Source organism: Pseudoclavibacter sp. CFCC 13611 (genome assembly GCF_008831225.1).
GTDB lineage: Bacteria > Actinomycetota > Actinomycetes > Actinomycetales > Microbacteriaceae > Pseudoclavibacter_A.
Genome location: NZ_WBKE01000002.1, coordinates 662,218 through 684,170, shown reverse-complemented (window position 1 = coordinate 684,170; position 21,953 = coordinate 662,218). Strand labels below are relative to the sequence as shown.

Annotated in this window: 17 protein-coding genes; 10 read left to right on the top strand and 7 right to left on the bottom strand. The window is 65.5% G+C overall.

Annotated elements, in window-relative coordinates; translation table 11 throughout:
- Position 1 precedes the first annotated feature (1 nt).
- Positions 2-1,375 (bottom strand): dihydrolipoyl dehydrogenase, encoded by a 1,374-nt coding sequence (gene lpdA, locus F8O08_RS07385; protein WP_158031448.1) that lies wholly within the window; start codon positions 1,373-1,375, stop codon positions 2-4.
- A gap of 227 nt (positions 1,376-1,602) precedes the next feature.
- Here lpdA and F8O08_RS07380 point away from each other — a divergent pair, with 227 nt between their 5' ends.
- On the top strand, positions 1,603-2,550 hold the full coding sequence (locus F8O08_RS07380) for a proteasome assembly chaperone family protein (RefSeq protein WP_158037976.1): 948 nt from the start codon (positions 1,603-1,605) through the stop codon (positions 2,548-2,550).
- Between the two features lie 51 nt (positions 2,551-2,601).
- On the opposite strand, the gene F8O08_RS07375 is transcribed toward F8O08_RS07380, so the two are convergent.
- A complete protein-coding gene (locus F8O08_RS07375) occupies positions 2,602-3,471 on the bottom strand; it encodes an SDR family NAD(P)-dependent oxidoreductase (protein WP_192496871.1) in 870 nt (289 codons plus the stop codon).
- A gap of 220 nt (positions 3,472-3,691) precedes the next feature.
- On the opposite strand from F8O08_RS07375, the gene F8O08_RS07370 reads away from it, so the two are divergent.
- On the top strand, positions 3,692-5,194 hold the full coding sequence (locus F8O08_RS07370; RefSeq protein WP_158037978.1) for an RNA polymerase sigma factor: 1,503 nt from the start codon (positions 3,692-3,694) through the stop codon (positions 5,192-5,194).
- A gap of 4 nt (positions 5,195-5,198) precedes the next feature.
- Positions 5,199-7,289, top strand: a complete 2,091-nt coding sequence (locus F8O08_RS07365) for a DNA gyrase/topoisomerase IV subunit B (RefSeq protein ID WP_158037979.1) — start codon at positions 5,199-5,201, stop codon at positions 7,287-7,289.
- 11 nt (positions 7,290-7,300) lie between these two features.
- Here F8O08_RS07365 and F8O08_RS07360 read toward each other — a convergent pair whose 3' ends face one another.
- Positions 7,301-9,808 carry a DNA topoisomerase (ATP-hydrolyzing) subunit A gene (locus tag F8O08_RS07360; RefSeq protein ID WP_158042951.1) on the bottom strand — a complete coding sequence of 836 codons (2,508 nt, stop codon included), beginning with the start codon at positions 9,806-9,808 and terminating at the stop codon, positions 7,301-7,303.
- Positions 9,809-9,876: 68 nt separating this feature from the next.
- On the opposite strand from F8O08_RS07360, the gene F8O08_RS07355 reads away from it, so the two are divergent.
- Positions 9,877-11,025 carry an alkaline phosphatase family protein gene (locus tag F8O08_RS07355; RefSeq protein WP_192497731.1) on the top strand — a complete coding sequence of 383 codons (1,149 nt, stop codon included), beginning with the start codon at positions 9,877-9,879 and terminating at the stop codon, positions 11,023-11,025.
- A gap of 29 nt (positions 11,026-11,054) precedes the next feature.
- Here F8O08_RS07355 and sepH read toward each other — a convergent pair whose 3' ends face one another.
- Positions 11,055-12,296, bottom strand: coding sequence for a septation protein SepH (sepH, locus tag F8O08_RS07350; RefSeq protein WP_158037982.1), 1,242 nt, complete (start codon positions 12,294-12,296; stop codon positions 11,055-11,057).
- Between the two features lie 145 nt (positions 12,297-12,441).
- Here sepH and F8O08_RS07345 point away from each other — a divergent pair, with 145 nt between their 5' ends.
- A complete protein-coding gene (locus F8O08_RS07345) occupies positions 12,442-12,732 on the top strand; it encodes a DUF4193 family protein (protein WP_158031456.1) in 291 nt (96 codons plus the stop codon).
- On the opposite strand, the gene F8O08_RS07340 is transcribed toward F8O08_RS07345, so the two are convergent.
- Complete coding sequence (locus F8O08_RS07340; RefSeq protein ID WP_158037983.1) at positions 12,687-13,160, bottom strand: DUF3093 domain-containing protein; 474 nt, start codon at positions 13,158-13,160, stop codon at positions 12,687-12,689. The genes F8O08_RS07345 and F8O08_RS07340 overlap by 46 nt on opposite strands.
- A 58-nt stretch (positions 13,161-13,218) precedes the next feature.
- Between F8O08_RS07340 and dut the strand changes: the two genes are divergently transcribed.
- From dut to dxs, 5 genes are all read left to right on the top strand, one after another.
- Positions 13,219-13,647, top strand: coding sequence for a dUTP diphosphatase (gene dut / locus F8O08_RS07335; protein ID WP_158037984.1), 429 nt, complete (start codon positions 13,219-13,221; stop codon positions 13,645-13,647).
- Between the two features lie 46 nt (positions 13,648-13,693).
- Positions 13,694-14,419: a DUF3710 domain-containing protein gene (locus F8O08_RS07330; RefSeq protein ID WP_158037985.1), complete on the top strand. Its 726-nt coding sequence runs from the start codon at positions 13,694-13,696 to the stop codon at positions 14,417-14,419.
- On the top strand, positions 14,412-15,113 hold the full coding sequence (locus tag F8O08_RS07325) for a DUF3159 domain-containing protein (RefSeq protein ID WP_158042949.1): 702 nt from the start codon (positions 14,412-14,414) through the stop codon (positions 15,111-15,113). The genes F8O08_RS07330 and F8O08_RS07325 overlap by 8 nt, the downstream gene beginning before the upstream one ends.
- A gap of 77 nt (positions 15,114-15,190) precedes the next feature.
- Complete coding sequence (gene acnA / locus F8O08_RS07320) at positions 15,191-17,875, top strand: aconitate hydratase AcnA (protein WP_158042948.1); 2,685 nt, start codon at positions 15,191-15,193, stop codon at positions 17,873-17,875.
- Between the two features lie 162 nt (positions 17,876-18,037).
- Positions 18,038-20,080 (top strand): 1-deoxy-D-xylulose-5-phosphate synthase, encoded by a 2,043-nt coding sequence (gene dxs / locus F8O08_RS07315; RefSeq protein ID WP_158037988.1) that lies wholly within the window; start codon positions 18,038-18,040, stop codon positions 20,078-20,080.
- Between the two features lie 23 nt (positions 20,081-20,103).
- On the opposite strand, the gene F8O08_RS07310 is transcribed toward dxs, so the two are convergent.
- Complete coding sequence (locus tag F8O08_RS07310) at positions 20,104-21,324, bottom strand: HRDC domain-containing protein (RefSeq protein WP_225733603.1); 1,221 nt, start codon at positions 21,322-21,324, stop codon at positions 20,104-20,106.
- Between the two features lie 20 nt (positions 21,325-21,344).
- Positions 21,345-21,944 carry a DUF3000 family protein gene (locus F8O08_RS07305; RefSeq protein WP_158037989.1) on the bottom strand — a complete coding sequence of 200 codons (600 nt, stop codon included), beginning with the start codon at positions 21,942-21,944 and terminating at the stop codon, positions 21,345-21,347.
- Positions 21,945-21,953 lie beyond the last annotated feature (9 nt).

Here is a 21,953-nt window from a genome sequence, read left to right as displayed (position 1 = left end):
TCTAGATGGCGTGGAGTGGTTTGCCGGCCAGGTACAGGGCGGCTTCGCCGATGGTCTCAGTCTGCGTGGGGTGCGCATGGATGAGCTGGGCGACGTCTTCAGGGTAGGCCTCCCAGTTGACGATGAGCTGCGCCTCGCCGACCAGTTCGCCGAGCCGGCCGCCGATGCCGTGCACGCCCACGATCGGCCCGTCGACGCGGCGCACGAGCTTCACGAAGCCGCCTGTGCCGAGAATCGAGCTCTTCGCATTGCCTGCGAGGTTGTATTCGTAGGCGCTGACCTGGTCGTCGCCGAACTCCGCCTTGGCCTTCGCCTCAGTCAGACCGACAGAGAAGACCTGAGGCTCGCAGTAGGTGACCTTCGGCACGTTGACGTCTGCGACCGGAACTGGGTCGAGGCCCGCGATCTGCTCGGCGACGAAGATGCCCTGCTGGTATGCGCGGTGGGCAAGCTGCAGGCCCGGAACGATATCCCCGACGGCGTAGACGCCGGGAACGCTGGTCTGCAGCGTCTCGTCGACGGGCACGAAGCCACGATCGAGAGTGACCCCTACCTCTTCGAAGCCCATGTTCTGCGTGACGGGGCCGCGTCCGACGGCGACGAGCAGATAGTCAGCGTCGAGTGAGGTGCCGTCTTCGAGGGTGACTGTGACGCCAGTGGTCGTCTGGGCGGCCTGTTTGAAGCGCACGCCGAGGTGCTGCTTGATGCCACGCTGCTTGTAGACGCGCTCCAGGTACTTGCTGATCGACAGCTCTTCGTTGGGCACCAGGTGGTCGAAGCCTTCGACGATCGTGACGTCGGCGCCCCAAGAGTTCCACACGCTTGCGAACTCCACGCCGATCACACCGCCACCGAGCACGATGACGCGCTTGGGGATCTCGGTGAGCTCCAGAGCCTGTTCCGACGTGATGATTCGCCCGCCGATCTCGAGACCTGGAAGCGACTTCGAGTACGACCCCGTGGCCAGCACGACATTCTTGCCTCGATAGGTCTCAGAGCCGACTGTGACCGTGTGCGCATCGGTCAGCCGACCCTCGCCGGCGACGACTTCGACGCCTCGAGCCTTGACCAGCCCCTGCAGACCCTTGAACTTGGACGAGATGATGCCCGCGCGAAACGAGTTGACGCCTTGGATGTCGACGCCCTGCAGTGCGGCCTCGATGCCGTACTTGCCAGCGGTGCGCACTTCGTCGGCGATCTCGGCCGTGTGCAGCAGTGCCTTCGTCGGCACGCAGCCACGATGCAGACAGGTGCCGCCGAGCTTGTCTTTCTCGATGAGAGCAACGGTGCTGCCCAGTTCGCGTGCCCGCAGCGCAGCGGCGTAACCGCCACTGCCGCCGCCGAGAACCACGAGGTCAAATTCATGCTCAGACAAGTTTCGCTCCTTGCGTTCCGCAGTGTTGAGGGGGGAGGCACTCCGCTTCCTGCATCGAGCCTACTACGAGCGCCGTGACTGTCAGTGCATGACGCAGCCGCACGGCCGGTCGTATTCGATACCGAGTCGAGAACTGACTCCCGCCGCATCCGGCCGTATGATTTTCGTGCGCTGCGGGCGAACACCTGACCGGCCGATCGGCACCCGTCAACCGGTAGAATCGCCACATGTCTTTCCGTCATCCCCTCTATACGCTGCGCGCCCAGTTGCAGGATCTGCCCCGCGGCATCCCGCTCGTCGCCGCGTTGAAGGGGTATGCCGATGCCGGCTCGGTCGTCGAAGTGTTCACCGAGAACCTGATGTCTCGTCTGCAGCCTGAGACGATCGTGGAATTCGATCCCGACGATCTGCTCGACTACCGGTCGCGACGACCGGTCGCCCAGCTGGTGGTCGACCACATCACCGAGATCACCGTGCCGTCGCTCACGCTGGAGCTCGTGCACGACCAGACGGGTGCGCCTTTCTATCTGCTGCGAGGCTTCGAACCCGACTTCCGCTGGCTGGCCTTCCTCGACGACTTGGTCGCACTGCTCGACGACCTCGAGGTCTCAGAGGTCACCTGGGTGCATTCGATTCCCATGCCTGTTCCGCACACGAGGCCGATCGGCACCGCTGTTTCGGGCACTCGGCGAGACATGATCGATCAGTTCGGCGTCTGGCAGCCCACCACGACGATGCCCGCCAGCGTGCTGCACATGCTCGAAAGCCGTCTGAGCGAAGCCGGCTACGAGGTGACCGGCTTCGTCATGCTCACACCGCACTACCTCGCCGAGACCGAGTGCCCGCCTGCAGCGGTGGCGGCAACCGAGCGCGTCGCCGTGGCCACGGGGCTCGCACTGCCCACGGACGAGCTGCGCGACCAGGCGAAGGAGTTTCTCACGAAGCTCGACGAGCAGGTGAGCGAGAGCGACGAATTGCAGACCATGGTGCAGAACCTCGAAGAGCGTCACGACGAGTATCTCGCCTCACGGGCGCCGACCCTCGATCAGACCGATGTGCCCAGCGCCGACGAGATCGGCGCCGAGTTCGAGAGCTTTCTCGCCAGGCACCAGGACAGCGGCAAACGCTCGAGCGACGGCGATGGCTCTGACAACGGCCTGCCGCCGATCGTCTGATATCACCGGTCGCACCTATCAACGCTGATCGAGTCGCAGTGCGACCCACGACTACCACGTCACGCGGGTGAGCTGGTCAGAGATTCGCCACAGACGCTTGGCCTCGGTCTGCTCTTCGGGCAGCTGCAGCCCCGTCACCCGGACTGGATAGCCTGAGTGATCGGCAGCGACTGCAGGTGCGAACAGCTCGCCGCCATTGCCATGATCGTCGATGACCAGCTGGGCAGCCGCCTCGCCGGCGATCTGGTCGAGCGATGGACCGAAGCGGCGCAGCGGATGCGTCAGTCGGTTCGCGAGCAACGGCTCACGCTGCAGCGCCACCGACCGAACCCCATGCGGATACTGTCGCGCGCGAGTGCTGCGGCATCGACGATCAAGCTCACGGGCGAAGAGCAGTTGTGCTCGCTTGCTCTGCGCGAAGGCTCGCGAACCCTTGTAGCCGTTGTCGAAGCGCAGATCATGGAAGCGGATGCTGGTCGAACGGTAGCGTGCCGACGTGAGTGAGACGACCTTGGCCTGCTGAGCCGCTCCGGGCAGCAGCAGACCGGTCAGAGCGAAATGGCCGAGGAAGTTCACGCCGAAGTTCCATTCGAAGCCGTCTTCGGTCAGCACGCGCCGGCCAATTCCGGAGACCTCGGCGAGATTCAGCAGTGCGCTCCAGGGGTCGTGGCTGACCAGATACTCTGCGGCCGCCTCTTTGATCTCGCTGATCGAGGCCAGATCGAACTCGAGCACATCGATTTGGGCGTTGGGCTTCTGCTCGCGGATCTCGTCGGCGACGCGGTCTAGTCGTGTCTTCGACCGGCCCGCGAGGGTCACCGCGAGGCCTGCTTCGGCGAGTGCCGCTGCAGCGCTGCGCCCCACGCCTGCGTCAGCACCGGTGATGAGTGCTGTGGCAGGCTGGGCGGTCTTCGAGGTCACGTCGTCGATTGTACCCACGACCTGCGACGCGACGCCCCGATCGCACCCCGGTTTCGAATCACGAAAGCATCACGATTCTCTTCGAGCGGCCCGACCTTCAGTCGGGAATAGCGGCACTGGGCGCAATGTTGTACACAATCGGCGGGGATACATGCCTGCTGGCCAACCCGTGTGATAATGGGTTGTTCGAGTGCGCGTTGATCAGGAAGGTTCGAAGCCAGTGGCTGAGAAGAAGAGTGCGTCCACGGCCCCAGCGGCCGACGAGAAACAGACGACGGCCAAGAAGGCCGCTGCCAGAAAGACGAGCACTGCTTCAGCGTCTGCGGCCACCGGAGCGAAACGCTCCACAGCGAAGAAGACGACACGGGCGAAGGCCTCCACGACGAAGGCTGCGACAGCCAAGACCGGCAGCAGCAAGTCCCGCAGCACGAAGGCCGAGGCCAGCCGAGCGTCGGCCGCCAAGACCGGCACCGCGAAGACGACGGCGAAGAAGACCACCGCAAAGGCTGCCGCGACAGAGCCCGCAGCAAAGACCTCCGCACGACAGACGGCGGCCAAGAAGAAGGCCCCAAGCAGGGCCAAGGCCGATGCGGCCAAGGCGACCGCAGCATCCGCCGACGCTGTGACGACGGCCGGGCAGACGAGCGTCGACGCGAAGCCTGCGGCCGGCGGCGTCGCAGCCGATCACGAGGCAGCCCCAGCCAAGTCGAAGCCCTCGAACCTGCCGAGCGGGGGCTACGTGCTCTCGATGAAAGAAGAGGAAGAAGTCCCCTCGATCTCGACCGCGATCACCGGCGCGACCGTCGACCCGGTCAAGGACTACCTCAAGCAGATCGGCAAAGTCGCGCTGCTCAACGCCGTGCAAGAGGTTCAACTGGCCAAGCGCATTGAGGCTGGCCTCTACGCACAGGAGCTTCTGCGCCGCGACGAGGCCGGCGAGCTCAAGAAGCACTACACCCCGGCAGAACGCCGCGAGCTCAAATGGGTGTCACGCGATGGCACCAAGGCGAAGAACCACCTGTTGGGCGCCAACCTGCGCCTGGTCGTCAGCCTCGCAAAACGCTACACCGGGCGCGGCATGCAGTTCCTCGATCTCATCCAGGAGGGCAACCTCGGCCTGATCCGCGCCGTCGAGAAGTTCGACTTCACCAAGGGCTTCAAGTTCTCGACCTACGCCACTTGGTGGATTCGTCAGGCCATCACTCGCGCCATGGCCGACCAGGCACGAACGATCCGCATTCCCGTGCACATGGTCGAGGTCATCAACAAGCTCGCCCGCGTGCAGCGCCAGATGCTGCAGGATCTCGGCCGCGAGCCCACGCCCGAAGAGCTCGCCGAAGAGCTCGACATGACGCCTGAGAAGGTGGTCGAGGTACAGAAGTACGGCCGTGAGCCCATCTCGCTGCACACCCCCCTGGGCGAAGACGGCGACTCTGAGTTTGGCGACCTGATCGAAGACACCGACGCCGTCGTGCCGGCTGACGCCGTGGGCTTCACAATGCTGCAACAGCAGCTCGAGAGCCTGCTCGACTCGCTGAGCGAGCGCGAGGCGGGCGTCATCCGCATGCGCTTCGGCCTGGGCGACGGGATGCCCAAGACTCTCGACCAGATCGGCGACACCTTCGGCGTCACCCGCGAGCGCATTCGCCAGATCGAGTCGAAGACCATGGCCAAGCTGCGCCACCCGTCGCGTTCGCAGGCCCTGCGCGACTACTTGGAGTAAAGCGGTGGCGGCGGCAGACTACTCGGCCAGTCAGCTCTCAGTTCTCGAAGGTCTCGAGGCCGTGCGCAAGCGGCCCGGCATGTACATCGGCTCGACCGATTCACGCGGGCTCATGCACTGCCTCTGGGAGATCATCGACAATTCGGTCGACGAGGCGCTCGGCGGGTTCGGCGAGTCGATCGAGATCGTCGTCCACGACGACGAGAGCATCGAGGTTCGCGACCACGGTCGCGGCATCCCAGTCGACATCGAGCCCAAGACCGGGCTCAGCGGCGTCGAGGTCGTGCTCACGAAGCTGCATGCCGGCGGCAAGTTCGGCGGTGGGTCATACGCCAGCTCCGGGGGGCTGCATGGCGTGGGAGCCTCGGTGGTCAACGCGCTGAGCGAACGTCTCGATGTGCAGGTCGATCGCGACGGCAAGACCTGGCAGCTCTCGTTTCATCGGGGCACGCCCGGCTTCTTCGACGATGCTCAGGGCATCGGCCCGAAGTCGCCGTTCACGCCGTTGGCGGATGCCGCATCGGCTGATCGGCTGCGTGTCGTCGGCAAGGTGCGCAAGGCCGTCACCGGCACGCGAATTCGGTATTGGGCAGACCCGCAGATCTTCACGAAGGGGTCGCGATTCAGTCTCGCAGACCTCGAGGATCGGGCCCGGCAGACGGCGTTTCTGGTGCCCGGACTCGAACTGGCGCTGAACGACGAACGCAGTGAGGAGGTCGCCGAGGAGCGCTTCCGCTTCGACGGCGGCATCAGCGAGTTCGTCGACTACCTCGGTGCCGACACGGCGGTGACCGACACCTGGCGCATCGAGGGCGACGGCGACTTCACCGAAACGGTTCCTGTGCTCGGCGACGGCGGAGAGATGATCGACACCGAAGTCGAGCGCACCTGTCACGTCGATGTGGCTCTGCGGTGGGGAACCGGCTACGACACGACGGTCAAGTCGTTCGTGAACATCATCGCGACGCCCAAGGGGGGCACCCACCAGACCGGCTTCGAGCAGGCGCTGCTGAAGACGCTGCGCGCACAGGTCGCCACGAACTCGCGCCGTCTCAAAGCGGGCACTGACAAGGTCGAGAAAGACGACGTACTCGCGGGGCTGACCGCAGTGGTGACCGTGCGGGTTCCGGAGCCTCAGTTCGAGGGTCAGACCAAAGAGGTGCTGGGCACTCCTGCCGTACGCCAGATCGTCAGCCGCATCGTCTCGAAGGGGCTGACCGAGCGGTTCACCTCGAAGAAGCGTGATGACAAGGCGCAGTCCTACCTGCTGCTCGAAAAGGTCGTCGCAGAGATGAAGTCGCGCGTCTCGGCGCGCACCCACAAAGAGACGCTGCGCCGCAAGAACGCGTTGGAGTCGTCGAGTCTGCCGGCCAAGCTGGTCGACTGCCGATCGAACGAGTCGAATCAGACCGAGCTCTTCATCGTCGAGGGCGACTCGGCGCTGGGCACTGCGAAGATGGCACGCAACAGCGAGTTCCAGGCACTGCTGCCGATCAGAGGCAAGATCCTGAACGTGCAGAAGGCCAGCGTCGCCGAGATGCTGAACAACGCCGAGTGCGCCAACATCATCCAGGTGGTCGGCGCAGGTTCCGGACGCACCTTCGACCCGCAGCAGGCTCGCTACGAACGCATCATCATGATGAGCGACGCCGACGTGGACGGCGCACACATCCGCACCCTGCTGCTCACGCTCTTCTTCCGCTACATGCGCCCGATGGTCGAAGCGGGACGCGTCTTCGCCGCGGTGCCGCCTCTGCATCGCCTCGTGGTGCCGCGCAGGGGTAAGCGACCGGCCGAGACGATCTACACATATTCCGAAGACGAGCTGCACGAGAAGATCGCGATGCTGCGCAAGCAGGGTCGCACCTACAAAGAGCCCATTCAGCGGTACAAAGGCCTGGGCGAGATGGACGCCGATCAGCTCGCCGAGACGACGATGGACCCACAGCATCGCCTGCTGCGGCGCGTCAAGCTGAGCGACCTGCATGCCGCCGAGGGCGTCTTCAACGTGCTGATGGGCTCAGAGGTGAATCCTCGCCGCGAATTCATCATGGATGCCAGCGGCGAGATCGATCGCGCGAGCATCGACGCCTGAGTCGGCACCGGTCAGCAGTGCCCGCCGACGGTGAGCACCGGAGCGGTCAGCACTTCGCCCGACGCATCTCTGCGAACGAGAGTGAGGGGCAGCTCGACGGCGGCACCTTTCGCACCTGAGGCCAGAGGAACGCCGGCCCCCACCCAGGCACGTGCGAGCTGGTCTTCGCCTTTGAGCATCCGCTGTGCCCGCACCCCGCCGGTACCACGCCCTTTGGCCGGGAACTCGCTGAACGGCGAGATCTTGGCCGACCCGGGCACGATGTCGGCGAATGCGGTCGAATCGTTGGCGATGGTCAGCACAGTGGCCTGCCCGGCAGTGATCACCGCCTTCGGAACGACGCCGAACCACAGAATCTCATCGTCGGCGCCCAGTCGCATGCCGGCCATTCCCTGTGCACTGCGCCCCTGAGGGCGCACGCTGCTCGCGACGAAGTGCAGCACCTGAGCCTGACGCGAGACGAAGACGAGTTCGTCATCGTCAGCGGCCGGTGCCGCACCGACGATGCGGTCGCCCTTCTTGAGTGCGATGACCTCCCAGTCGGGTTTGTCAGGCACGTCTCGTTGCACACGCTTGACCACACCGGAGGCGGTGCCGACGGCCAGCGGGCGCGGATCGTCGAGAGACACCACCGTCACGACGCGTTCGCCCTTCTCGAGGGTCACGAGCGTCTCTGGGCGCACACCGCCGGAGAACTGCACGAGGCCAGGAGCACCGGCGGGGATGCCCAGCACCGACGCTCGAAGCATGCGGCCTCGGTCGGTGACGACGCCGAGCTCGGATCGTGTGGTGGTCTCAAGTCGTGCCGCCAGGCCGTCTGATCTGCGCCGGCTGCCGCCGTCGAGCTGGTCTCCGACCTGGAGTGCGGGCTCGGCCACGATCTCGGGCTCAGCCGTCGTCTGAGTCTCGGCAGCAGCGTCGTCGCCTTGCTCGTCTGCGAGCGCTTGGCGCACCAGCTTGCCATTCGCGCCCAGCAGCACCGCACAGGGCTCGTCAGGAATCTCAAGAGGCACGTCGGCAGCCACTGTGCGGGCGTCTTCGGTCAGCAGCACGGTGCGGCGCGGCTGGGTGAGCACCTTGGCGACCTCGTCGAGTTCCCGAGCCACTTGGTCGCGCAGACGACGTTCGCTGCCCAGCAGCTCGCTGAGCTTCTCGATGCGTCGCAGCAGGTCGTCTCGCTCGGCCTCGAGCTCGATCTGGCTGAACTTCGTCAGGCGGCGCAGCCGCAGTTCGAGAATGTAATCGGCCTGAGGCTGGCTGAGGTCGAAGACGCTCATCAGTCGGGATCGGGCCGTCTCAGTGTCGTCACTGGAGCGGATCAGCGCGATGACCTCGTCGATGTCGACGATCGCGATCAGCAGGCCTTCGACGAGATGCAGACGTTCCTGCGCCCGGTCGAGACGATGCTGGCTGCGCCGTCGCACGACCTCGATGCGGTGCGCGTTGTAGACGCCGAGCAGCTCGACGAGCCCGACGGTGCGTGGTCGACCGTCGATCAGCACGACGTTGTTGATGCCGAAGTTCGTCTCAAGCGGCGTGTGCCGGTAGAGCGACGAGAGCACGGCCTCGGGAGAGAACCCGGTCTTGACGTCGATGATCAGACGCAGGCCGTTGTTGCGATCGGTGAGATCGTGCACGTTCGAGATGCCCTGCAGCTTCTTCGCCGTCACACCGTCTTTGATCTTCTGAATGACCGACTCGGGGCCGACCATGTACGGCAGCTCGGTGATGACGATGCCCTGCCGACGCGCACTCACCCGCTCGATCGACGCCTTGGCGCGCATGGTGAAGATGCCGCGGCCGCGTTCGTATGCGTCGTGCACGCCGTCGAGGCCGACGATGCTGCCGCCGCTGGGCAGATCGGGGCCGGGCAGCAGACGCATGAGGTCGTCGACGGTGGCATGCGGATGCCGAAGCAGGTGCACAGCCGCCGCGATCGCCTCACGGGGGTTGTGCGGTGCCATATTCGTCGCCATGCCGACTGCGATGCCGCTCGTGCCGTTGATCAGCAGGTTCGGGAAGGGCGCAGGGAGCACACTCGGCTGCTGCAGCTGGTTGTCGTAGTTGGGTACGAAGTCGACGACGTTCTCGTCGAGACTGTCGGTCATCAGCATCGCGGCGGCCGTCAGGCGCGCCTCGGTGTAGCGTGACGCCGCAGGGCCGTCGTCCAACGAGCCGAAGTTGCCGTGGCCGTCGACCAGCGGCACCTCCATCGCGAAGTCACGCGAGAGTCGCACGAGCGCGTCGTAGATCGCAGAGTCGCCGTGAGGATGCAGCTTGCCCATCACCTCACCGACCACACGAGCCGACTTCACATGGCCTTTGTCGGGGGAGAGCCCCATCTCGCGCATCATGTAGAGGATGCGTCGTTGCACGGGCTTCAACCCGTCGCGAGCATCTGGCAGTGCACGCGAGTGAATCACCGACATCGCGTACTCGACGTAGCTGCGCTGCATCTCGGTCGTGACGTCGATGTCTTCGATGCGCTGCTTCGGCTGATCGGTCGCGGTGCTGCTCATGGTCTCCAGTCTGCCTGCTCGGTCTGCACCGGCCTGGGGTCGTGCGCCTGCTGTGCGAGACTGTACCGGTGAATCGGATTCTACCCGCACCCACCGACAACACCGCGTTCATCGAAGACGTGGCGCGAGAAGGCCTCGAGGCCGTCTCGGGTCGGCACACCCGCTCGACGCTCGACCTGCCCGCCTGTGATCACTTCGCCGTCGTGCTCGTCGACGGGTTGGGCAGCCACAACCTTCACGCCCGCTCCGGGTACGCGCGCCACCTGCTGCAGGCCGACCGTCAGCATCCCCATCGCCCGCTCAGCGCCCGGCTGCCCACCACGACAGCTGCGTCGCTCACCTCGTTGGCGACCGGCCTCGCCCCGGCGCAGCACGGCATCGTCGGCTACAGCGTCTACGATCGCGACGCCAGGACCGTGCGCAATCAGCTGAACGGCTGGGGCCCTGAGATGCCTCCCGAGAGCTGGCAGCCGCACTCGACTCTGTTCGAGCAGGCAAGCGGCGTCGACGTCGAGGCCTTCGCCATCGGCCCAGCCGACTATGAGCACAGCGGCTTCAGCGCAGCGACCCTGCGTGGCGCGCGTTACGTCGCGGCCGACGATCTCGAAGACCGGTTCGCTGCCCTCGCCGACATTCGCCGACATGCGAAGCGGTCGCTCGTCCAGGTCTACGTACCAGAGTTCGACAAGATCGGCCACCGCAGGGGCTGGGGGTCACCTCGTTGGTCAGAGATGCTCGAGCAGATCGACGCGGTGATGGCAGACGCCCGTCTCGAGCGCCGCGGCTGGAGCACCGTGCTCACCGGCGACCACGGAATGCTCGACATCGACGGGGCCGACCACGTGCTGCTCACCGAATGGTCGGGATCCGAATCCATTCTGGCGACGGCAGGGGAGCCGCGCTGCGTGCAGCTGGTGCTGACGGACGAAGCGGACCATCCCGCCGCAGCGCTCGACCTGCAGCGCCATCTGGACGACGTGGCCGGCACCGGAGAGTTCGTCACGTGCACGCGTGCCGAACTGTGCGACAGCGGGCTGCTCGGCCCGTCGGTGGATGCGACGGCTCGGCACCGACTCGGAGACGTCGCAGCGATCGCGCTGGGAGACCACGCGGCGATCTATCGTGGGCTGCCGGCCGATGAGGCGTCACGGCGCATGGTCGGCCAGCACGGCGGCTTCAGCAGGTGGGAGCGCGAGGTGCCTCTGATCCGCTGGTGAGCGAAGCGACGCGTCTGCGGCGCCCGAGACTACTTCTCGTCGTGCGGCTTGGTGCCGAACACGATCTCGTCCCAGCTCGGCAGACTCGGCCGGCCCTTGCGCGGGGCGCCTGCGTCGGGAGCGGCAGCGGTGTGATCAGCCTGATCGTCGGACGACGCGGAGGGCTCGGGCAACTGCTCTGGAACGACGTGCAGACGCGTCTGCGACGACGGACGCAGCCCAGCCGTCTCTTCGGCCTCGGGCTTCTTGTCGGCGTCGTGGCGACGCCGCAGCGCCTGCAGCAGGTCTTCGGTCTCACTGTGCACTTTCGGGCGTTCGCCGCGAAGTCCGTCAGCAGCATTACGCCCGACGTGATCCGTCGGTGCCACACGCTCCGACCGACCAAGTCGATCACTGCGTCCCTCTCGGCCGAGTCGAGCCTGCGCGTCGCTCGTGGAGTCATGCGCAGACGCTGAGTCGTCTGCCTCGGAGCGATCTTCATGCTGACCGTGGCGGTTGCGTATGGCGTTCTCCCACAGTCGAGCTCCGTCAGCTCGTGCCGTGGTCGGGTCAGGGATCTGAGCCGATGCAGGCGCCGCAGCGGCGGCGTCCTCCTCATCGGCGCTCTCGAGCGGAAAGGTGTCGACAGTCGTCGCCGCATCGACCAGGCGCAGCCGCACCGGTTTCACCGGCTCGAGATCCTGTGCGCTTGAGAGCTGGTCGGCCTCTTCGTTCGCCGGGGTCAGCTGGCGACGGCGAGGATCGAAGAACCAGCGTGCGGCTCGATCGGCGTCGTCAGCGGTGTACGCGACCTGAACGGTCCATCGGCCGTCGTCTTCGCGCCAGCTCGACCACATGGTGTGCTCTGCACCGCGGTTGACCAGTCGGTGGGCGATGATGTGGCCGAAGGTCGACGTCTCTGCGCCCTCTTCGTTGAAGTGCAGCGGAACCTCTTGAGCCATGTCGACCATGTGTTCCAGCTCGGCGATCACAGGAGCCTCGAACTTGGCGATGTACTCCGCCTCGACGCCGAAGTGATCGGCGACCTGCTCACTGGTGAGCCCGGAGCGCAGCAGCTGCTGCACATCTCGAGGCGCCGGCAGCGCGCTGCGTGGCGCCGCAGAGGGAAGGGCGCGTCGCACCCGAATCGCCTGTCTCAGCTCGGGCGTCACCGGCACGGCGAACTGCTCGCCCTGGGGATCGACCAGCAGCAGCCGATCGTCCTCGGTTCCGACGAATTTCAGCTCGCGCACCATGGCCTCCTCGCGGTCTCTCATCACTGTCCCTGACATCTTGCCACCTGCGCAGGCCGGAGGTCTGCAGGCTTGCCGTGTTTTCTGCGGCGTCGTGCCGGAGCCAAATCGAATCGCACGGTTTGCGAAACGTCAGACAATGATGCATGCTATCTGCGCCACAGCAAGCAGAACGGACACAGACATGGCCACAGACTACGACGCGCCTCGGCGCCAAGAGGACGAATCCGACTCGCTCGACGCGCTGAAGCAGAGCATCCCGTCGAAGCCGAAGACGACTGCCGATGACGAGAACGACACCAGCGAGTACGCGCTGGCCGACGGACCCGATCTGTCAGACGCCGAGCTCGACGTCGTCGTGCTGCCTCCTCAGGAGAACGAGTTCACGTGTGTGGAGTGCTTTCTGGTGAAGCACCGCACGCAGTTCGATCACGAGAGCTCGCTCGGGCCGGTCTGCAAGGACTGCGCGGCCTGAGCCAGTCGGATCTCGGCGGCCAGCTCATCCGCATGCCGTGATCCGATCAGCCAGTACGGTGTCGGATCCTCGGGGTCGATCACTGGAATCCGGATGAGGTCCACCCCGCCTCTGAAGGCTACGAACGCGCGCATGTCGAGCTGCCCGCGAATCTGTTCGAGGGCTGCGTCGCCTCTGCGGTAGACCACGGGATCGCCCAGAGCCGCGACCGGGATGCTCGCGCGACCGACCGTCAGGCGGTCGGAGGCCAGCGTGATCAGGGGAGAGGCCAGCCAGCTGATGGCGGCGAAGAGCACGAAGAGCACCGGGCCGACGATGAACCCGGTCACGGGGCTCACCTTGTAGAAGACCGTCGCGAAGGCGGGGATTATCAGCAGCAGCGCGATATAGGCCCCACCATGAGGTCGCAGACGTTCTCGATAAATCATCAGTCACCGGTTCTTCATACGCTGACCCACACGCACACGGGCATGTAGGCTGGACACCGTGAATTCTAACGTCCAGGTGCTCTTCGCCGGAGCAGCCGCGCCCGTTTACGCACGTCCCGGAGACGCAGGAGCAGACCTCTGCGCCAACGAATCGGCGACCGTGCCGGCCAGACAGAGGGCAGTCATCGGCACCGGCCTGTCGATCGCCCTGCCCGAGGGCTGCGTCGGGCTGGTGCATCCCCGCAGCGGCCTCGCCCTGCACAGCGGAATCACAGTGCTCAACGCACCAGGCACCATCGATGCGGGCTATCGTGGCGAGATCAAAGTCATTCTGCTCAACACGTCAGACCAGGACTTCGACGTCAGACCGGGTGATCGCATCGCTCAGCTCGTCGTGCAGCGTTTCGAGCGTGTGGAGTTCGTCGAGGTCGAGCGTCTGCCCGGCAGCGCGAGAGCCTCACAGGGTTTCGGCTCGACCGGGGTCTGAGCACCCGTTTCACCTCGTAGGCCATTTGAACTGAAAGGATCCGAACGTGTTCGGAAGAAAGTCACGTGCCGATCGGCACGACGACCAGCAGAACGCAGACGCAGTCGACACAGAGGATGCCGTGCGTGAGTCTGATGAAGACCAGAGCGCGGATGTGGCCGACGAGTCGTCAGACGTGTCAGACGCTGACGAGCTCGCCGAACCGAAAGAGCTGCTCGAAGGTCGTGACGAGCAGGGTCCGTTCGACTTCGGCGAGTTCACCGCGTCTCAGCCGCTGATCGACTTCGGATCGATTCTGCTGCCGCCCAGACCAGGACTCACCATCCGCGTCGAGGTGGAAGAGCCCTCCAAGCGACCGGTGGCCGTCACATTCGAAGACGAGGGCACCCAGCTGCAGGTGCAGGCGTTCGCCGCGCCGCGCAGCGAAGGTCTGTGGCACGAAGTGCGCGAGCAGATCACCCAGCAGCTCGGTGCGCAGAAGGCCGCCCACCGTGAGTTCCAGGGAGAGCTCGGCCTCGAGGTGCACGCCGCGGTGCAGACGCCGGAGGGCACTCAGGTCGTGCGTTTTCTCGGCGTCGACGGTCCGCGCTGGTTCCTGCGCGGCGTCGTCTCCGGCACAGGTCTCGACAACGAAGAGACCGCCGAACGCGTGAACGCGCTCTTCCGCTCCATCGTGGTGCGCCGCGGCTCCGAACCTCGTGCACCGCGCGAGCTGCTGCCGCTGAGTCTGCCGCAGCAGAACGCCGCAGACTCCGTGCCTGCGAATGCGTGAGCTGCTCGATCAGGACACACTCGACGCGAAGACCGTTTGGGCGTCGCTCGGCGGCGTGCGTGGCCTGGCCGAGTCGGTGCTGCCCGGCGTCGTCTTCATCCTGATTCAGACGATCACCCGACAGCTGGCCTGGGCGGTCGGCGCCAGCCTCGTGCTGGTGGCGGTCTTCGTGATCTGGCGCCTGGCCCGCCACGAGTCGCTGCAGTCGGCGCTCTCCGGTCTCTTCGGCGTGGCGCTGGGGGCGGTGTTCGCTCTGGTCACCGGCCGCGCCTCAGAGAACTATCTTCCCGGGCTGATCATCAATGCGGTCAGCGCGTTGGCCCTGCTCGTCTCGCTGTTGGTGCGCCGGCCGCTGGTCGGTCTCGCCGTCGGTGCGCTGCGCGGGGATGTTTCGCTGGCGCACGAGAATCGGCTCCTGCTGCGAGCGGGCGCGCTGGCGACCGGCGTCTGGGCCGCCATCGCCGTGCTGCGTCTTGCCGTTCAGCTGCCGCTCTATCTGCAGTCGCGCGCCGACGACGACATCGTTGCGCTGGGCGTCGTGAAGCTCGCCATGGGGCTGCCACTGCTCGCGGTCGGAGCACTGCTGACCTGGCTGCTGCTGCGGCCGGTCATCGTCGCCCTCGACGAGATCGCGGATGGCGATGGGCGCCTGTCAACACGAATTCCGACGCACAACAGTGATCATCGACAATAAGTGAGGGCATCCTTACTGGAATTCGCACTGTGAATCGGATCATTCTAAAGAAGAATTTCAATGATGAGAGGGGCAGCATGTCCGTAAACAGTTTCGGTGCTCGCGACACACTGACCGTCGGCGGCCAGGACTACGAGATTTACCGGTTGGACAAAGTCCCCGGCCATGAGGTGCTGCCGTACAGCCTGAAGGTGTTGCTCGAAAACCTGCTGCGCACCGAAGACGGTGCCAACATCACTGCCGAACACATCAAGGCGCTCGGCAGCTGGGATCCCAATGCTCAGCCTGACACCGAGATCCAGTTCACCCCGGCTCGCGTGGTCATGCAGGACTTCACCGGTGTTCCCTGCATCGTCGATCTGACGACGATGCGTGAGGCCATGAAGAACCTGGGCGGCGATCCGACCAAGATCAACCCGCTTGCTCCCGCAGAGCTCGTGATCGACCACTCCGTCATCGTCGACGTCTTCGGTCAGTCAGACGCCGTACAGCGCAACGTCGAGATCGAGTACGAGCGCAACGGCGAACGCTATCAGTTCCTGCGCTGGGGGCAGCAGGCATTCGACAACTTCAAGGTGGTTCCGCCGGGCACCGGCATCATCCACCAGGTGAACATCGAGTACCTCGCCCGCGTGGTCTTCGACAAGCATCTCGAAGACGGCACTGTTCAGGCCTACCCTGACACCTGCGTCGGCACCGACTCGCACACCACCATGGTGAACGGCATCGGCGTGCTGGGCTGGGGCGTCGGCGGCATCGAAGCCGAGGCAGCCATGCTGGGGCAGCCGGTCTCCATGCTCATTCCGCGCGTGGTCGGCTTCAAGCTGAGCGGCGAGATCCCCGCCGGCGTGACGGCGACCGACGTCGTGCTCACCATCACTGAGATGCTCCGCGAACACGGTGTGGTCGGCAAGTTCGTCGAATTCTACGGCGAGGGAGTGGCCAGTGTGCCGCTCGCGAACCGCGCCACCATCGGCAACATGAGCCCCGAGTTCGGCTCGACTGCGGCGATCTTCCCGATCGACGACGTGACGCTCGACTATCTGCGCCTGACCGGTCGCAGCGATGAGCGCGTCGCCCTCGTCGAGGCCTACGCCAAAGAGCAGGGCCTCTGGCATGATCCGAAGCACGAGCCGCACTTCTCGGAGTACATGGAGCTCGACCTGTCGACCGTCGTGCCCTCGATCGCCGGCCCGAAGCGCCCTCAGGACCGCATCAAGCTGAGCGAGTCGAAGCAGTCGTTCGAGAAGACGCTGCCGACCTACGCTGGCGAGACGAGCGAGGCTCCGGTCGAGTACGCGGGTCAGAACTTCGATCTGAAGAACGGCGCCGTCGCGGTCGCCGCCATCACTTCGTGCACGAACACGTCGAACCCCTCGGTCATGATCGCCGCAGGCCTGGTCGCCAAGAAGGCGGTGGAGAAGGGCCTCAAGCAGAAGCCCTGGGTCAAGACCTCTCTGGCCCCCGGCTCGAAGGTCGTCACCGACTACTATGACAAGTCGGGTCTCACCCCGTACCTCGAGGGCGTCGGCTTCTACACCACCGGATATGGCTGCACGGTCTGCATCGGCAACACCGGCCCGCTGCCCGAACCGATCAGCGAGGCGATCAACGAGAACGATCTGGCTGTGACCGCCGTGCTCTCAGGCAACCGCAACTTCGAGGGCCGCATCAGCCCCGACGTCAAGATGAACTACCTCGCCAGCCCGCCGCTGGTGATCGCCTACGCACTGGCCGGCACGATGGACTTCGACTTCGAGACACAGCCGCTCGGCCAGGACACCGACGGCAACGATGTGTACCTCAAAGACATCTGGCCGACGGCCGAAGAGGTGCAGCAGACGATCGATTCGTCGATCGACCGCGACATGTTCACATCGAAGTACGCTTCGGTCTTCGAGGGCGACGAGAAGTGGCGCGGTCTGCCCACTCCCGAAGGAAAGCTCTTCGAGTGGGACGACGACTCGACCTATGTGCGCAACCCTCCGTACTTCGACGGCATGTCGAAAGACCCGGAGCCGGTGGCGGACATCACGGGTGCTCGTGTGCTCGCGAAGCTCGGTGACTCGGTCACCACCGACCACATCTCGCCCGCAGGTTCGATCAAGGCAGACACCCCGGCCGGCAAGTACCTGCTGAGCAAGGGCGTCGACCGCCGCAGCTTCAACTCGCTGGGCTCGCGTCGAGGCAACCACGAGGTGATGATCCGCGGCACGTTCGCGAACATCCGTCTCAAGAACCTGCTGCTCGACGGAGTCGAGGGTGGGTACACTCGCGACTTCACACAGGAGGGCGGCCCGCAGTCGTTCATCTACGATGCCGCAGAGAACTATCAGAAGGCCCAGACCCCGCTGGTCGTGCTTGCAGGCAAGGAGTACGGCACGGGCTCCAGCCGTGACTGGGCTGCGAAGGGCACGCGCCTGCTGGGTGTCAAGGCGGTCATCGCTGAGAGTTTCGAACGCATCCACCGTTCGAACCTGATCGGCATGGGCGTCATCCCGCTGCAGTTCCCGGCAGGGGAGTCGTACGAGTCACTCGGCATCGACGGCACTGAGATCTTCTCTTTCTCGGGCATCGAACGCCTCAACGACGGTGAGACGCCGGCGACGGTCACGGTGACAGCGGCTCCCAGCGAGTTCTCTGCTGCGGGCAAAGAACCGGTGACATTCGAGGCCGTCGTTCGCATCGACACCCCCGGTGAGGCGAACTACTACCGCAACGGAGGCATCCTGCAGTACGTGCTGCGTCAGCTCGCTGCGTAGCCTGAACTGCCACTGAGGCCCTGAACGTCACCGTCGAGGTGACACAGAGGGCTGCGGAGATTCCGACGAAAGGGCTCGCGCCACTCCAACCGAGTGGCGCGAGCCCTTTCGCACAGTCGCAGCACGTAGCATGAGTCAAAGCACTGAGAGGTCACCATCGGCATGGCAGAGCACAGCGACATCGAACGATCATCCTCGACCCCGGCTCACGAGGCGGGGCCGGACGCCTCCGCCGGTCTGCTCGCCGGCATCCACGGGCCGAGCGACCTCGACCGGCTGTCGGCCGCACAGCTGCGCGATCTCGCCGACGAGATCCGTGCGTTTCTGATCACTTCCGTCGCACGCACCGGAGGCCATCTCGGGCCGAACCTCGGCGTCGTCGAGATCACCATCGCGCTGCACCGGGTCTTCGACTCGCCGCATGATCCCATCGTCTTCGACACCGGGCATCAGTCGTATGTGCACAAACTCCTCACCGGTCGCCACGACTTCGCCCATCTTCGCCAACGGGGCGGTCTCGCGGGCTACCCGCAGCGTTCCGAGAGCCCGCACGACATCGTGGAGAGCTCGCACGCTTCGTCATCGCTGTCATGGGCAGACGGCATCTCACGCGCGCTCACGCTGCGCGGCGAGACGGATCGCACCGTGGTGGCAGTGATCGGCGACGGCGCTCTGACCGGCGGCATGGTCTGGGAGGCCATCAACAACATCTCAGATCAGAACGACCGCCATCTGGTGATCGTGGTCAACGACAACGGACGTTCGTATGCTCCGACGATCGGCGGCATGGCTCGCTACATGAACGAGCTGCGCACACATGGCGGCTACGACCGCGCCTACAAGGCCAGCCGTCGGTTCTTCTATCGCCTCGGACGCCCCGGCCGTTTTCTCTTCAACAGCGTGCGCGGCGGTCTCTACGGCCTGTTGCGGGCGCAGAGCGGCGAGGACTACGCCCTCTTCTCGAACCTGGACATCAAGTACATCGGCCCGGTCGACGGTCACGACATCGAGGCGATGGAGGTCGCCCTGCGTCAGGCGAAGCGCTTCGGCCACCCGGTGATCGTGCATGCGGTCACACAGAAGGGGCACGGCTACGAGCCTGCACGCGCTGACAAGGCCGACCAGTTCCATGCGGTCGGTCGCATCGACCCCGACACCGGTCAGCCGATCTCGACGGTGAAGTCGATCACCTGGACGGCCGTCTTCTCGGACGAGATGCTCGAGCAGGCGCGCCGACGTCCCGAGGTCGTGGGCATCACCGCAGCGATGCGGCTGCCGGTCGGTCTCGACGCGATGTCGCAGGCCTTCCCCGATCGGGTCATCGACGTGGGCATCGCCGAAGAGCACGCGGTGGCCTCAGCCGCCGGCCTGGCGTTCGGCGGCGCGCACCCGGTCGTCGCGCTCTACGCGACCTTCCTCAATCGCGCCTTCGATCAGGTGCTCATGGACGTCGCACTGCACCGCGCCGGCGTCACCTTCGTCCTCGACCGGGCAGGCGTGACCGGCCCCGACGGCGCCAGCCACAACGGGCAGTGGGATCTCTCGACGCTGCAGCTGGTGCCCGGCATCCGCATCGCCGCGCCTCGCGACGCCGCGACGCTGCGCGAAGAGCTCGGAGAGGCCCTCGACGTCTCAGACGCTCCGACTGTGCTGCGATACCCGAAGGGCACTGTGAACGAACCGCTGCCCGCTCTCAGCCGCTCGACAGACGGCGTCGACGTGCTCTTTCGATCGACGAGCCGCGATGTGCTCATCGTCTCGATCGGCGCGATGGCACCCGTCGCCCTCGACGTCGCGCGTCGGCTGCACGAACAGGGCATCGGCACGACCGTGATCGATCCTCGGTGGGTCGTGCCGGTGCCGCACACGGTGCTCACGCGGGCGGCCAGACACCGACTGGTCGTCACCATCGAAGACGGCCTGCGCACCGGAGGCATCGGCACCCGCATCCGTCAGGACATGCGTGATGCCGGCATCGACACGGGACTCACTGAGTTCGGCCTGCCTGATGAGTTCTTCCCGCACGCGACCCGCGACCAGCTGCTGCACGACTCGGGGCTCGACGCGGCGGCTATCACCGAGCAGGTCATCCAGATGGTGCTCGGCACGCGTGTGCCCAACGCTCGCGGAGCCCGCCATGACGGCTTTCCAGATGCCACCGACTTCGACGTCACCGATCACCGTGCGGCCTCCGACGGGCTCTGAGCCCGACTGAGGCGATGTCGCGGCTACGCTGAGGCGGCCTCGCGGAAAGCCTCTGCGATCGGTGCCGCGGTGAGCTCGGTCTGCCAGGGCCGGGCACCGAGTTCTGCAAGCCGTGCGGCGACTTCGGCAGCGTCGATCGGCTCCGAGGTCTCCCAAGCGAGTTCACGAAGCACTCGGGGCTGCAGCAGGTTCTCGACCGGCAGATCGTGAGCCTGGGCGATCTCGATCAGGGCCGACCTGGCTGTGCGCAGACGCTGATCGGCCTCCGGGTGCTGCCGACCCCAGGAGCGATGATGGGGCACGCCCTCATGCGGCACGCGCACGCTGATGGGCTCTTGGCTGGCTCGCGCGCGCTGCACGGCCGCCCACCAGTGTCTCAGCTCGGAATGGGCGCCGCGCCCGTTGAACTCGCGCAGAGCCAGCAGCTCATGCTCGTTGCGCACTGCGTTGGTCGCCGCGGCCATGATGGCGCGATCGGGGATGAGCCGGTGCGGCGAGAGATCGCGCTGCCGAGCCAGCGCATCGCGTTCGTTCCAGAGCTCGCGCACGATGCGCAGCTGCCGCGGCGTGCGCGCAGCTGTGATCCCGCTGGTGCGACGCCAGGGCTCGCCCGGCTTCTGCCGCGGTTCGAAGTCCATCTCGGCGGCGAATTCCTGCTGAGCGATCTCGAGCTTGCCCTGATCGGTCAGAAGACGTTCGACCTCGTCTCTCAGCTCGACGAGATACTCGACGTCGAGAGCGGCGTAGGCGAGCCATTCCTCAGGCAGTGGGCGTCGTGACCAGTCGGCTGCCGAGTGCTCCTTCTTCAGATGGATGCCGAAGAGGTCGTCGAGCAGACCGCCGAGTCCGACATGCGGCAGATTCAGCAGTCTCGCACCCAGCTCGGTGTCGAAGAGCGCGGCGGGAGAGAGCCCGAGCTCATGCAGCGAAGGCAGGTCTTGGGTCGCCGCGTGCAGCACCCACTCCTGTCGCCCGATGACGCTCTGCAGCTCGGCCATGGCCTCGCCGTCGAAGGCGACCGGGTCGAGCAGCACCGCGGGCTCGTCGCCGCGACGCATCTGCACCAGATAGGCGTTGTCGTGATAGCGGAAGCCGCTCGCGCGTTCGGTGTCGAGTGCAAGCGGACCGTCAGCTCCCTCGAGTCGGCGCATCGCCTGCTCAAGCCCTCTGGGCGTCGCCACAACCGGTGGAATGCCGTCTGCCGGCTGCACGACGAGATGTGAGGGATGGTCTTCGACGTTCACAGTGTGGAAAAGCCTTTCGCCTACGAGTGCGTGTCAGTGAGAGTGGGAAGAAGCACCGAGATCTCGCCCGGCACCGGAGGCAGGCTCGCCGCTTCGCTGATCAGATCGATCCAGGCGAGCAGGTGGGGAGTCACCGGCTGATCGACCTCAGCCGACCATGAGGCCCGCAGTTCGATCTCTGTTCCGTCGGTCTCGGTGCTCAGCGCGCCGAAACCGGAGTTGATCGTCTTGGTAACCGTGCCCGAGATGCTGTGATAGCGCGCCTGCTGCTGATGGAGTCCGTCTTCGAGCCAGGACCAGACCACGCCCGCAACGAACGGATCGAGGCCGAGATCGGCCTCGAGCGGCGCCTTGAGATAGGAGATCACGCGCAGTGTCGACCCCCAGCCCTCTGGCGGCTCTGGGTTGTGCAGCAGCACGAAGCGTGCGCTGGCGCGCGAGTGCACGAAGGTCGACTTGGCGTCGACCTCGACGGCGAAGGCGACGGCCTCGGGTGCGATGTGCGACGGAGCGTCGATGCGTTCGAGCACGATGTCAGAGCGGTGGCGCACAGCCGAGAGCTCGCGCAGGAGGTTTGCGAACTCCGGGCTCATCTCATCGTCTCTGCGCACTTCGGTCACGCAAGCAGA